The organism is Burkholderia sp. ZZQ-2, assembly GCF_050768715.1.
GTDB lineage: Bacteria > Pseudomonadota > Gammaproteobacteria > Burkholderiales > Burkholderiaceae > Burkholderia > Burkholderia cepacia.
Map to the genome: position 1 here is coordinate 75,494 of NZ_LDVA01000385.1, position 12,867 is coordinate 88,360.

The 12,867-nt window shown below is 64.6% G+C and carries 15 protein-coding genes; 1 reads left to right on the plus strand and 14 read right to left on the minus strand.

Features of this window, described 5'->3' with window-relative positions:
* Window positions 1–4: 4 nt before the first annotated feature.
* Complete coding sequence (locus ABY44_RS39385; RefSeq protein ID WP_431643597.1) at window positions 5–1,480, minus strand: DUF3383 domain-containing protein; 1,476 nt, start codon at window positions 1,478–1,480, stop codon at window positions 5–7.
* Window positions 1,481–1,681: 201 nt separating this feature from the next.
* On the opposite strand from ABY44_RS39385, the gene ABY44_RS39390 reads away from it, so the two are divergent.
* Window positions 1,682–2,137 carry a hypothetical protein gene (locus ABY44_RS39390; RefSeq protein ID WP_431643598.1) on the plus strand — a complete coding sequence of 152 codons (456 nt, stop codon included), beginning with the start codon at window positions 1,682–1,684 and terminating at the stop codon, window positions 2,135–2,137.
* 43 nt (window positions 2,138–2,180) lie between these two features.
* Here the strand turns inward: ABY44_RS39390 and ABY44_RS39395 are convergent, their stop codons facing one another.
* The 13 genes from ABY44_RS39395 to ABY44_RS39455 form a co-directional block, all read right to left on the minus strand.
* Complete coding sequence (locus ABY44_RS39395) at window positions 2,181–2,729, minus strand: phage neck terminator protein (RefSeq protein ID WP_431643599.1); 549 nt, start codon at window positions 2,727–2,729, stop codon at window positions 2,181–2,183.
* Window positions 2,730–2,733: 4 nt separating this feature from the next.
* Window positions 2,734–3,105: a hypothetical protein gene (locus tag ABY44_RS39400; RefSeq protein WP_431643600.1), complete on the minus strand. Its 372-nt coding sequence runs from the start codon at window positions 3,103–3,105 to the stop codon at window positions 2,734–2,736.
* Between the two features lie 61 nt (window positions 3,106–3,166).
* A complete protein-coding gene (locus tag ABY44_RS39405) occupies window positions 3,167–3,646 on the minus strand; it encodes a hypothetical protein (protein WP_226112864.1) in 480 nt (159 codons plus the stop codon).
* Between the two features lie 28 nt (window positions 3,647–3,674).
* Window positions 3,675–4,058, minus strand: coding sequence for a DUF4054 domain-containing protein (locus ABY44_RS39410; RefSeq protein WP_431643601.1), 384 nt, complete (start codon window positions 4,056–4,058; stop codon window positions 3,675–3,677).
* Window positions 4,059–4,121: 63 nt separating this feature from the next.
* Window positions 4,122–4,589: an STY1053 family phage-associated protein gene (locus ABY44_RS39415; RefSeq protein WP_431643602.1), complete on the minus strand. Its 468-nt coding sequence runs from the start codon at window positions 4,587–4,589 to the stop codon at window positions 4,122–4,124.
* A gap of 1 nt (window position 4,590) precedes the next feature.
* Complete coding sequence (locus ABY44_RS39420) at window positions 4,591–5,682, minus strand: DUF2184 domain-containing protein (RefSeq protein WP_038795334.1); 1,092 nt, start codon at window positions 5,680–5,682, stop codon at window positions 4,591–4,593.
* A gap of 69 nt (window positions 5,683–5,751) precedes the next feature.
* Complete coding sequence (locus ABY44_RS39425) at window positions 5,752–6,258, minus strand: structural cement protein Gp24 (protein ID WP_431643603.1); 507 nt, start codon at window positions 6,256–6,258, stop codon at window positions 5,752–5,754.
* Window positions 6,259–6,268: 10 nt separating this feature from the next.
* Window positions 6,269–7,738, minus strand: a complete 1,470-nt coding sequence (locus ABY44_RS39430; RefSeq protein WP_431643604.1) for a DUF2213 domain-containing protein — start codon at window positions 7,736–7,738, stop codon at window positions 6,269–6,271.
* Between the two features lie 145 nt (window positions 7,739–7,883).
* On the minus strand, window positions 7,884–8,405 hold the full coding sequence (locus ABY44_RS39435) for a hypothetical protein (RefSeq protein WP_431643605.1): 522 nt from the start codon (window positions 8,403–8,405) through the stop codon (window positions 7,884–7,886).
* A 228-nt stretch (window positions 8,406–8,633) separates the two neighbouring features.
* Window positions 8,634–9,389 (minus strand): phage minor head protein, encoded by a 756-nt coding sequence (locus ABY44_RS39440; RefSeq protein WP_431643606.1) that lies wholly within the window; start codon window positions 9,387–9,389, stop codon window positions 8,634–8,636.
* Window positions 9,386–10,852, minus strand: a complete 1,467-nt coding sequence (locus ABY44_RS39445; protein WP_431643607.1) for a DUF1073 domain-containing protein — start codon at window positions 10,850–10,852, stop codon at window positions 9,386–9,388. The genes ABY44_RS39440 and ABY44_RS39445 overlap by 4 nt, the downstream gene beginning before the upstream one ends.
* A gap of 20 nt (window positions 10,853–10,872) precedes the next feature.
* The gene (gene terL / locus ABY44_RS39450) at window positions 10,873–12,426 is read right to left on the minus strand and encodes a phage terminase large subunit (RefSeq protein ID WP_431643608.1); all 1,554 of its coding nucleotides are present in this window, start codon (window positions 12,424–12,426) and stop codon (window positions 10,873–10,875) included.
* The gene (locus tag ABY44_RS39455) at window positions 12,377–12,856 is read right to left on the minus strand and encodes a DUF2280 domain-containing protein (RefSeq protein ID WP_060318069.1); all 480 of its coding nucleotides are present in this window, start codon (window positions 12,854–12,856) and stop codon (window positions 12,377–12,379) included. The genes terL and ABY44_RS39455 overlap by 50 nt, the downstream gene beginning before the upstream one ends.
* Window positions 12,857–12,867 lie beyond the last annotated feature (11 nt).

The following is a 12,867-nucleotide window of genomic DNA, read 5'->3' on the forward strand; positions in this document are numbered from 1 at the left end:
CCTGTTAGCGATTGACGTTGACGAGGATGTCGACGCTGTGGATCGCGCCGGCTTCCTTCGCCGCGACCTGGAACGTGACGGACTTGCGCGCCTCGCGATCGGCCTGTGACTGTGTCGCGATCGGCGGCGCATAGACGTAGTAGCCCTGTGCCAGCGTGTCGCCCTGATTCAGCGCGCCGAAGCCGGCCGAGTTCCATACGCCCGGCGCGAGATACCCGTTGTTCACCCCCGCCTCGCCGGCCGCGGAGATCGTGGCCGCGATCGTGGCGTTGCCGCCGTCGGTCTGCGGGATCTTCGTCGGGCTCTGGTACAGAAGGTTGTAGACGTCCGTCTCGATGCGGTTGCGGAACCAGATCGCGTTGTATACCGAGTCGATAAACAGGCCGCTCGGTGTAACGCCGTACTGGATGATCGACGTGTCGTTGCTGTAGTTCACGAACACGTTGCAGTTCTTCGCCTGCAGGGTGTTCGCCTGCGTGCTGGTCAGCTGTTCGGCAGCGACGCTCGGCTCCTGCTTGAACATCACCGTGATCGTCGTGTTGTTCCCGTCGAAGTTCACCGTCAGCAGCCGGCCAAGCAGCGACGACACCGCGTACGGCGTCGCACTCGAGTACTGCACGGCCGTGTACTGGAGATTCAGCGCCTTCAGCTTGCTTGCGATGTCGGTCGACACAGTCGAGTCGAGCACCTGCGGGTTCTGCGTCGTGATGCCATAAATATGGCGCTGGTCGGCCTCGATGAGCGTTGCGACCGCGATGTGCTGCGTGTCGGTGATCGACGCGTCGGCAAAATCGAGGCCGAGGAACTGGTTCGCGAAGCGGTCGAGGAACACCGCAGCAGCGTCGACCGGCTGTTCCGGTGCAATGCCGGCGGCCGGCGTACCGGCGAGGCTGCTGGTCAACGCCAGCATGGACGAGACATCCGTGCCACTGCCCGGCGCGGTCGCATACCCGACGGTCGAACTCGTGCCCGACGTGCTCGAGGTCACCACGAACTGCGAGCCGCTCCACGCGAGCGTCGCGCCGGTCAGCTTCGCGTTGATCACCGTCGCGACCCCATTCAGGTTAGTCTGCGCGGAGAAATCGAGTGCCGTGACAGTCTTCGCGGTGCCATCGATAGTGATGTTGAAGGCGCCCGTCGTGATCGCCTTCCAGACAGTGATGTCCTGCTGCGCCGTCGACAGGACGCCACCACGCAGCGACCCGGACGTCGCCGTCTTCGCCCAGCGGCCGATCAACAGTTCCTTCGGCTTCGGTTTTTGGTTGAAGTACAGCGCAGCGGCGTAGTACTCCGGCGTGTTGGTGCCGAAGTCGGGCGTCACCTCGTCGATGCCGCCGTACGAGCGCGCACGCTCGTTCGTATCGATGATGGCGGACGGGCCGAGAATCAGCCCGGTGTTCATGTTTGCGCCCTGCGCCGCGAGTGCGGCGAGGTTGATCGTCACGTTGATCAGACGCGACACAGGGAGACCAGTTGCCATAAGTAGCCCCAAAAAGAAAAGCCGCATTTAAGCGGCCAAGTAAAAACAAATGCGGAAATCTACGACTGATAATCGACGGCGAACGCGTAGGGTTTTCGTCACCCAACATCCCCAATTTTGGAGATGCCTACGATCACATTTCTCTGACAAGATCATTCCCGCGCATTCCAATCGGTATGCGACGACGATAAGGAGACCATCATGGGCAACCCTGCGGCAGCAAAGGAGCATGTTTACTGGTCGATCTGGCACGAGGGCGTTCCCGTATTTTTCACTCCCGACCCAAACGCTCAGCTCACTCAATACATTCGGTCAACCGCAGAAATGAGAGCTGCAATCATGGCCACCCAGGCGCACAACGGCGTTGCGCGAAATCTCATTGCAGGACTCAATGATGACGAGCTACAGCAGTTGATTTTGAGTGCGCCTGCAGAGATAGGCGCAATGACTTTCGCTCACGATACGATGAGTGGCCATTTCCACTGGGTCTGCTATCACGAAGGGTATCTCCCCGAGTTTCGCCAATGGAATTCAGATCAAAACTATGCGGCAATTCGAGCGCAATACCACTCCGTTCAAGATCACAACCCTGACGCACGAAACTTGCTTGCGGCAGTCGACAACACATGGATTAAAGCCTTGATCGACAGCTATTAATTCAGCCCGGGCCAGATGCATCTCTGCATAGTTGCCTGGCCCTTCATTCCTTTATCTCGAAAGCCACCGACTTCAGATTGAGAACCGCATAGGAACGCGTAATCTTGCGGCGCAGCGTCACGGTCATGTCGTAGCGCCGCACCCATTGCTGGTTGACGAGGTCCGGCGCCGCGCGGATCGGGCCGACGCCGACGAATGCCATGTCGTGCAGCTGGAGCTGCTCGCGGTTCTGCGGGATCGCGAGTCCGTCGGCGAGCCGCTGCGCGTAACCCTTCGCGCGCGGCCCGTAGAACGTGCACATCACGTCGACGTCCTGGTGCCGGATGTACGTGTCGTGCCCGTCACCCGTGCCGTCGTGATGAATCGCCGGGCCCGCGTCCGGCTCCTGCTCCTGCACGCCGAACGCGCACCAGTCGACGGACGGCTCAGGCTGCTTCGGCACGGTCGGCTGCCAGCGCGGCCGCACGAGGTCAGGCGGCAGCGCCGTGACGCCCGCAATCAGGTCGTGCACCAGATCGTCAAGGGCATCGTCCTCGGCCGGCGGCGCATCGACGGCTGGCGCCAGGTATCCGCCGGTCGAGCTGTCGTTCATGGGGTCATCCCGAAAGAGGCTTCAGGTCGCACGTCGCGCAGACGAAGCCGCGGCCGAAGTGCGAATAGTCGTTCACGTTGACGACGGTGTAGGTGCGCCCCGCCCACACGACTTCGTCGGCGTCATGGCCGGCACTCCCGTCCATCAGCCGGAACATCGTGTGCAGGGTAATCGAGCCGACGATCCGACTGCCGTCAGCATTGCGGTGCAGGATGTCGCCCTTGTCGCTCGTCACGACGGCGGCGAACGGCGTCGATGCCGCGGTGTTCTGTGCGCGGCCATGGCTGTCGACCGTCTGCGACATGCGATTGCAAATCAGGCCCGTATCCATGAAATCGGGATCAAGCAGGACCTCGGTTACGTCGAGGAAGGCCATAGCGCGGGCACCAACGAAAAAGGGCCGCTCGTTGCGGCCCTTGGATCGGAGAGACTGGGAACTACTTCTTGCGGACCACGTATGTGATCGCGTTGCGATATTGGGCCGTGTCGACCAGCGTGTTCTCACGCGTGACGCCGCGGCGCCGACGCGCGGCCAGCGTCGATTCGGCCAGTTCGGGGGCGATGTTACTGTTGACCTTCGCGCGCACGGAATTCTGGCCCGCGAGGCCCGCCAACTTGAGCCGACGCTCAACCTGTTCGAGGTCGCCGTCGAGCGCCGCCTCGACGCCCTTCTGAAGCTGCGGCTCGAACTTCGGCCGCGCGTCCTGCACGCCTGGCACCAGGTGCGGGCGCGCCGGTATGTTGTTGGCCGGCGAGCCGTTTTCCATGATGTATCCGATCTCGGCGTTGCTGAGCGGCTCGCCCTCATCCTTCCGGCCAGCGGTGCTGTCCGGCACGCCGACCAGCACCTCCTTCTGCACGAGCCCGCTGATCGACTTCAGCACCTCGTCGAGGCGGTCGATTTTCATGCCGTCCATGGGATTCTCCCGATGGGCAGCGACAGCATTACAGCTGCATGCCGCCCGAGCCCATCATCAGCGCCATGCTGAGATAACGAACGCCGTACATCGTGGCGTTCCAGAAGCCGCCGTCCTTGATGGCGACGGCCTCGGTGTTGTAGCTGGCGCTGACCTTGTCGACGGCCTTCGACGACTGCGGCCCGGTCACCTGCCCGGGCACGCCGCCGACTGCCGCCGTCTTCTGATCCTTCAACGCCAGCGCGAGATGATGCGCAGTAACCAGCGCGACGCCCAGTTCAGTCAGCTCGCCCCAGCGATCGGCATTGACGAGCGAGACCGCGACCGTCATCCAGAATTGGACGAGCGAGTCGGGGTACGTCGTCGTGTCGTTGAACTCGGGAAACGACTGTCGGAACTGGGCGATATCCACGTGTCACCTTGCCAATATGCGGATGCCCGGCGCGCGCCAGCATGGCGCAGCGCCGGGAGGCCATTATGCCTTCTTCCCGCTGCCGGACTTCTGCGCCGCGCCGTCGGCTGCGCCATCCTTCGCGGCCGCCGCGGCGTCCTTCTGGGCTGCGTCGAAAGCGGCAACCCGCGCGGCGAGATCCTGCTCGCTCGCCGCAACCGCAGCTTCGCGCGTGTCGAGCGCCGCCGCGCGGTCGTCCAGGCCCTTGCCGAACGTATCGAGCTCGACGCGCAGCTTGTCGAGACGATCGGACTCGGCTTGGAGGCTCGCCTTCGCCGCTGCGGCTGCCGTCGCCTGATCGGTTGCGTCGCCCGGCGAGCCAGCCGAATCGGCGGATTTCTCCGGCAGCGGGCCGGTGTGCGCCTTCGCGTACCAGTGCTCGGCGATGAAGTCCTCGACCTCCTGCACACCAGCCTCGACGCGGCGAATGACTTCCTCGCCCTCGCGGGCCAGCCGGATCGTGAACGCCGTCAGAACGTTGATCTTCGCCATGTCAGATACCGTCCCGGTAAGCGGCCGTCGTGCCGTAGCGCCATTCGACGCGGCCGATACGCGACCAGTAGGTCGTGATCTGGAACAGCGAGCGGTACTCGAGCGGCGTGCGCTGCAGGTCCGTCATCGGGAACTGGACGTACTTCTTGTCGCTGTTGTACGCGACCATCCGATCCACGGTGCCGAGCTGGCCCTGCGTGCCACCGGCGCCGGCGCCGATCAGCCACTTGAGCTCGAGGATTTCCAGCGGCGTGCCCTGCTGCGTGCAGATGTTGTTCTCGAGCAGGTACGTCAGGATCGACTTGTTGCCGGCGTCGCTCACGATCTGCGATGCAACCCAACCGAGTTTCGCGGGCGGCAGCATGAGGCGGTTCGGCTTCACCTTCCAGCCGGACGCCTGCCATGCCGAGGTCAGGATCTCGTTGACGTCTTTGAGGATCTCTTTCGGCGTCTTCGTCTCCCACTGCGGCGTGCCGGCGGCGCCGTTCGCGACGTTCGAAACGCTCCCGACGGCGCCGATCGAGTTCACCAGTCCGGTGAAGCTCATCTGCGGATCGCCGTAGTACACGATCTGGTCGAGGTCCATGTTGCGCTTCATGTTCATCGCCTCGACCTTCTGCGAGTCGATGGGCATGCCGAGCGCTTGCGATTTGATCAGCTCGGGCACCGTGTACTTGACCTCAGCACCCCAGAGCAGCATCGGCTGTGCAGTCTTGCCGATGTCGACCGACGGGCCTGCGAGCGCGTTGCCCTCGTTCGAGATCCAGTTCAGGCCGTTCGGGTTGATACCGCCGCTCATCCCGAACGCCGAGTTCGTGAACGACGCGACTTCGTCGGCCGCCGACACGTCACTGCGGATGTAGATGTCGCGCGACCAGGTGTACTCGACGAGCGGCTCGTTCAGCGTCTGGTCGAGGCGTTCCAGCTGGCCGACGAGGAACGCGCCGGTCGAGTCGATCGTCTGGCGATCGTACGTGTACTGCTGGTCCTGCGTACGCGCGCGGATCAGCCGGCGCGTCGCGTCCGCGACGGCCGCCGACATCGGGATCGAGGCCCCGGCCCGGCGCAGGTGCTTCAGTTCGGACATGTCCATGTAATGGCTCCAGAAATGCAAAAGCCCCGCGATTGCGGGGCTTCGGGTGAAGCGCTGTTCAGCGCCGGATCAGATGTTGACGGCGATTTCGACGATGCCGTATGCGTCGGCCGGGCCGGTGAAGTACCAGTTCGCCGGCATCGCGACGGTGTTGGTGCCGTCGACTGCCGCTTCGAAACCACCGAGCGGCTTGCCGGCGGCGGCCGCCGCGACGCGCACGTACACCGTACCGTTCTTCGTGGCCGGCGCGGTACCGCCCAGCGCGGCGTCGAAATAGCCGCGCTTCAGGATGTCGGTCGGGCCGCTCGTCGGCGGCGTCGACGTCCCGAGCGGATCCGTGCCGTTACCCTGAATCGGGTACGCGCGGAGGTTCACGCCGTACACGGACGCCGCGGTGTCGGCGGCATTGTTAATCGGCTGGATCTTGCCGTTCACCATTTTCACGGGAACGCCGAACGCGGTCGGCGGTGCCGTCGGGTCGATCAGTTGCGTCTCGATCGTCGCGACTTCGGCGCGCTGAAGGTCGCCGGGGAAACCCGCCGGCATGCGGTACTGATAGGCTTGATACGAGGGCATGTCGGCTCCTTTACTTGCGGACCTTCCAGAATTCCGCGTGGATTGCGTTGATGTCTTTCCGCTCGGCCTGAGTGGAATCGTTCGTCCGGCGCTGCGTGACGCCAGAGTTCTTGCCGCGCACGACTTCCGACGCCGCATTGAAGAACGCCGTCACGGAATCGCAGGTCATGCTGGCCACGTTCGCGCCGCCGACGACCGACTTGACCAGTTCGGCGTTCTCGTTTTCCAGCGCCGCGCGCAGTGCGCGGCGGCGCAGCACGCAGATGGCGTCGACCGTCTTCTTGCGTGCAACCTTCGCGTCGAAGGTCGGCAGCCGCACGCCCGGCGCGAGGATCTCGGCGCGCGAGAGCGCGTCCTGGAACTGGTCGCGCAGCGCGGTGCTGTCGCCAGTACGCGTGCCGGTCTTGTCGTCGTCGCCTTCGCCGGCACCGTCGCTGTCCATCGTGCCGGTACCGTCCAGATCGTCGTCATCGCCGTCACCGTCGCCGGTCTGCGTGCCCCCGCCTTCGAGCTTCGTCACGCGATCGGCGAGCGCGTCGATCTTGCCGTTGGTGGCTTGGATCGCGTCGAGCACCTGCTTGAGCGGGTCGCCTTCGCCACCACCCGCGCCATCGTCGCCGGTGGCCGAAACGCCAGCCTTCGGATCGGCGCTGGTACCGGGCATATGGATATGAATCTGGGGCTGGCCGTCGCCACCCTCGCCGCCTTCGTCGCCGGTCATCTCGCTCGCGACCTTCTCGAACGCTTCGGAATCGCGCGTCATGAACGCCTTGCGCAACGCGTCGACGAACTTGGAGCCTTTCTTGGTTGCCATGCTTGCATCTCCTGTCGGGAGTAGGTTGGAACTGCTATCCCCGATCGAACACACGGGGCCACAGCGGGCGCTTTTCACGAGGGCGACGTGGTTGCCCACGATCACCACCTGTCGCGCCCGCCCAGGCGCAATCTGTTCGTAGTCGGCGTCGTAGCCGTTGCTGACCTGTGTGAGCGCGTCCGCACCCTTGCTCTGGACACGTCGGATCGCCTCGGCGTCGGTGATCAGCAGGTCGGCGAGCATCAGCTCGGCCTGGTCACCCTCACCTTGCCGTACGTTGCGGACCGTGCCGCGCGCCACCGACATGTAGTTCGCCGGCGTCACAAAATCCGGCGGGTGGTCGATCGTGATCGGCTTTCCTTCGAAGCTAGCGAGCGTCTCGGGGCTGAACAGCACGTCGGCCGTGCGCTCGGCGACGATGACGCCGTCCTTCGCCTCGATCTCGGGCAGCTCGAAATAGGCGTAGTCCTGCGCGCCGACGCGCGCGATCGGCACGGCCTCGCAGAGCAGGAAACCTTCCGGCGTGATCGACTGCCGCTCGCCGAGTTGCTCGGTCGCATATACGCCCGACGCGGTGATGCCGTCGCGCGTATGCGCGCGTGCGCGCGCGCCGCCGGCGCCGCAACCACAAGCGTGGTCCGCCGTTGGAATTCGAATGGTCCGCATCTGGATCGAAATTGGAGGTACGTCGTTGATTCAGCAGGGAATCTGCAAGTCGCGAGGACTTGGCTATAATGCGAACTGGGACGGTCGCCGGAGGTGAGCCGACTGCCGAAAGGCAGGGGGTGCCTTATTTAAACGACGGCCGGCCCTATTCCCCTTCCCGCACCAGGCCTTGGTTGTAGTACCGATGGCCGTCGTAGAACACCTTCACCGTGATCACCGCCCGATAGTTCTTGCCGTCCAGCTTGAGCGGAGCCGAGTACGTCTCGACCGCCTTGACGTTCGGGTCGCCGCGCTTGTCGGGCTGCGAGTCGATCAACCGAGCCTTCGTCAACAGGTCCGGCAATGCCGGGATGGAACGCAGCACCTCATCGTGACCGGTCGCCACGGTGTGTCGGATTCCACCGTTCGTCACCTCGATCTGGTTGCCCGTCGCCACGTTCTTGAACTTCTTCCCAGCGAACTGCTTGCCGTAGGCGATCGCCTTCTGGCGTAGTTCCTTCATGCTGGTGAAGTCGCCAAGCTCATTGCCCTTCAGCGTCGTCGGCGGGGCCACCGTCGGCCCAGTGGCCCCGCCTGCTCCGAACTGTCCGTTCGCGGCTCGCCGATGCTTCGATTCCTCCCACGACGCGTCATACGTATGGAAGTAGATGTGCAGATGCTTGGGCATTGATCAGTCGGGTTTAACGGGCGTGGCCCGGCTGGTACGGTGTGCGCGCGATTGCTGAACGTTCAGTGTTCGATGCTGGTTCGGACGCCGCGCGCGATGACGCTGCGGACTCGCTCGTAGTTGGGTTCGGTCCGGGTGAGACGACACCAGGCGGCCAGTAGTCGGACATACAGCGGCAGCCACCATGCAGTGCGCACGCATACGCGCAAAGTGATTCGATTCGCCATTTCAGTCCTTCGGAAGCACGACTTCGGCCCAGCATCGGCAGTTGTAGATGCAGCCCGGATGCGCCCGCGCGCCGGTCCGCTTATCCGCGATCGGCGGCTTGTCCCACGTGAAAAACTTGCCTTCCAGCTCGCGATGGTCCTCGCGCACGTCCGAGTCTCCCGACGTCCGCCAGAAGTAGCCGGGACTGCCCACGTCGAGCGCGCGCGCCTCGGTGAGCGTCGCGGCCGTGCGACTGACCTCGGTTCTCGCGATCGTGTCGGCCCGGCTTTTCGCGACCCGACCGGACTCCTGAATCGACTTCGAGATCTGCGCGGCGCGCGTGCCGTCGACGATTCCTTCCAGCGTCAGCCGGTGCACGCGCTCGGCTGCGTCGAGCGGAATGGACTTGATCAGCCGCACCTGCTCGGACAGGAGCGCGCGCATCGTCTCGCCGGTGGCCGCGCCGCGGATCTCTTCGCGCAGCGCGCGCGACATGTCGGCGGCCTGCTTCATCCACATCTGCTCGTCGCGCCGATTCAGGTCGGCGATCATGCGCGCCGCGGTCGCCTCGGCCCAAGGCGCGAGCGCCTCGGCGTACCGACGCAACAGCTCCTCGATCGTCGGCGCATACGACGCGTCATCGGACGGAAAGCCGTTCACGAGCACGCCGACCTGATGGGCGATCTTTCGCAACTGGCTGCCGTACTGCCGCTCGGCACCGCTCAGCCGGACAGGGTTCTTGCGCCGGTCGCGCTTTCGATCGAGGGTGAGAATCATCGACGTCGGAAGAGCCTGCGAAGCAGAGAGTCGTTCGTACGTGAGGCTGCGCCCGGCGCCGGGCCGACCGGAAGCGTTGAATCAATTCCCGGCGGGTCCTCGCCCTCTTCGTCGCGCTCGGCCTGTTCGATCGCTTCGTCAGGGATGTCGCCGAACATGCCGGTGTCGGGCGACGACGCCTTCAGCTCGCGCATACCCTGGCTGCGCGGGATCAGGTCGGCGTCGACGGCCTTCGTCACCGAATCGACCGTCTTGTTGCCGATCTCTGCCTTCTCCGCGGCCGACATCTCCTGCAGCGGGTTGAACTCGTACGAGAAGTCCTCGGGGAGCGGCTGCCCGATTTCCGAACGACACATCACGTCGAGCAGCCCGTGTAACGGATTGCGCAGCCGCCGCTCCTGCCGCGTGTGCACCTTCTCGTGATACAGCAGGCGCGAACCTTCGCCGGTGTCGCTCAGGCCGGCCGGCTGCTGGCCGAACAGGCGATCGAGCGGAATGCCCGTCGCGCCGCTGAGCTGCATCGCGAACTGCAGCATCACGTCGGACAGCCCGCTGAACGTGTACTGGTGCGTCTCGAACTTGTCGGTCGCGTCGATGAGGGTGATGCCCTCGTTCGACTGCCCGAGCCGGATCATCTCGACCTGCTTCAGCAGGCCGTTCAGCGCCGGGCCGCCGGCCGCGATGATCTCGCGCAGCTTCTCGACGCTCAGTGTGCGAAGGTGCGCCTTGTAGACGAGCTGGCCGGCGCCCACAGTCGCACTGTCGAACGCGATGAGCCGGTCCCACATCGGCTCGAGGATCGACAGACCCCAGCCGTTTTCGCTGATGCGCTGGTAGAACGGCAGCGCTTCGCCGTCCATCCGCAGCACGCGCGAATGGTGAATGCGCCCCTGCGGCAAACCGATCGCCGTCGGCAGCACGTCGTAGTACTTCGGCATACCGAGATCGGGGCCGAACTCGGTCACGACCTCGCCGACCGGCGGCGCAACCATCCAGCGGTCGAGCACCAGCAGCCCCTTGAACTGCCCCTTCCCGATCGTCTCGCGCCGAAGCGGCTGCGACATGTCCTGGCCGTCGATCAGCATCACCGCGATCGCACCGCCGTACAGCTGCGCCCATTTGCCGGTGTCGCAGAGCTGGTCCCAGATCGCCTTACGCGTGAGCGCCGTCTCCATCTTCGACACGTCGGTCGGATCGAGCCCGGACATCTCGATGCCCTTGCGGGTCATGTCCTCCGGGATCGCGTCCACCGCGGCGCGCACGATCCACGAACCGCGATAAGCGGCTTCCAGCCAGACGCGGTTGCGGCTCTGGTACGTCAGCGTGTACTGCGCCGCCGACGCCTGGTTGTCGGCGCCCCATCCGAGCCGCGCTTCGAAGTTGGCGAACGAGTCAACCGTGCGATGGGCATGCGTTGCCGCCGGCGCGCGCGGCGGCCGCGTCTGTTGCTTCCGTTTCGACATTCCGGGAAATCCTGTCGTGCTCAACCGGCAAGCCGCTCCCAGACCGACAGGTCCTTCGCGCCTCCCAGCATGTCGTTGATTGCGTCGACCATCGGGTCAATCTGGTCGTCGTGCATGTGCGTGTCGTCAGCGGTGAACGAGTCGCACTCGGTCAAGAAGTCGCTGACCCATGGGGCATCCAGCGGCACGCCGACGTTGCCGGCGTCGATATGGCTCACAACATCCATCACGCGCGTCAGCTTGTCCTTCACGCGCTCGATGCCCTCGATCGGGATGCCGCCCTCGGCCTGAATGTCCTGGATCAGCCCGGTGCCGCTGGACTTGTCCTCGACCTTCATCTGACGCAGCACCGGTGCGCCCGGATCGTCGGCGCCGATGGCCGCATGCTTGTTCCAGAAGTCGATCGCGCGACGCTTCAGCTCGGGCGCCTTCCACTTCCCGCGCACCAGGTCGATCAGGTACAGACGGTTGTCGTACCCAAGCCCCCAGCACTCGAACACGCTGTAGTCGTTCCGCTCGGCGGTCTTCTGCGCGGTGTCCGCGAAGATCTTCCGGTACTGGAGCTGCGGCAGCGCGCCGTAGCGCAGGAACTTGCCGCTCTGGATGATCCCGCCGCCCAACGGCGACGGCCGCTGCATGTACTGGCCGTTGAAGACGTACGCATCGGCCTTCTCGGACGCGAGCAGCTCCTGCAGCGGCTCCTTGTACGGCCAGTAGCTGTAACGGCCGTCCTCGTCTCGCTCGTCGCGCTCGACGCGGTCGCGGATGTGCGCGGGCAGCTTCGCGACGTACTCGTCCGTGATCAGCGCCGGGATCTCGATGAACTCCCAGTCGCCCGGCAGCTTGCGCGCCTTGATGAAGCCTGTCGGATCTTCCTCCGCGAGCCGCTGCATGATCACGATGATCGGCGTGTCCGGATTCGCCTTCCGGCTCTTCACGGTCGACTGCAGCTTGCGGTTGGCTTTGTCCCGGTTCGTCTTGCTGTACGCGTCCTCGACCTTCAGCGGGTCGTCGATGATGATCGCGCCCTGCCAGCCGTCGGCCATGTGCCCGGCCCGGAAGCCAGTGATCTGACCGCCGAGAGAAACCGCGTACACGCCGCCGGCTTTCTTCCCGTCGACGAGCACGTTCCAGCGCTTCTTCGACTTCGCGTCGTCAGCCACCTTCAGCGGCCAGAGTGCCTGGTACTCGTCCGATGCGACGATGTCGCGCGCCGTCTCGCTGTTCAGCAGCGCGAGGTCGTCCGAGTAGCTGATGTGCAGGAACCGCGCGCGCGGGTTCAGCGCGAGGCCGCGCGCGATCAGGTTGATCGCGACCAGCTCAGTCTTCGACGAACCCGGGGGCACGTTGATGACGACGTTCTTCAGCGTGCCGTCGATCACGCGCTGCACCGTATCGGCGATCAGCACGTGGTGCCAGTTGACGCGGAACTTGATCGCCTGCCGGTGCTTGAAGAAGTACCGGCTGAAAAACAGGTGATCCCGCTCGCACTTCGCCTTCAGGACGGCCCGCTCGATGGCAGGGTCAATACTCGTCTTCGAGCTTGGCGACGGCGTCTGCGACCTGCTTTTCATCGACGACGACCGTCCTCTGATCGATTGGGGCGCCGTCCTTACCGGTGTGTTCGAGCCGGTGCTTGTTCGTGAATGCGTCCCCTGATTCCTTGGCTGCCTGTTCGAGCAGTTGAGCCATCAGCGGGATGTTGCCGCGCTCCTCGGCGACGCCGACGGCGCGATCGAGCTTGCGCAGGCGCACCGCGCGGTGCGCGACGCCGATGCGCGAGGTGTCGTTCAGGAATTCCTCACGCGTGCGCTCGAAGATCACGCGGTACTTCTTGCTGAGCGTCTCGCCCGCCCGCTTCGTCGGGTCGTAGCGCTCGCACTGCTGTGGCGACACCTCGACGCCGAACTCCTCCCGCACGGCCTTCGCGGTGCGCGAGATCGTCTCGAAGCACGCCAGCGCCTGCACGATGTACACCTTGATCGCGTCGGAAAGTGCTGCCATAGCGGGAAACG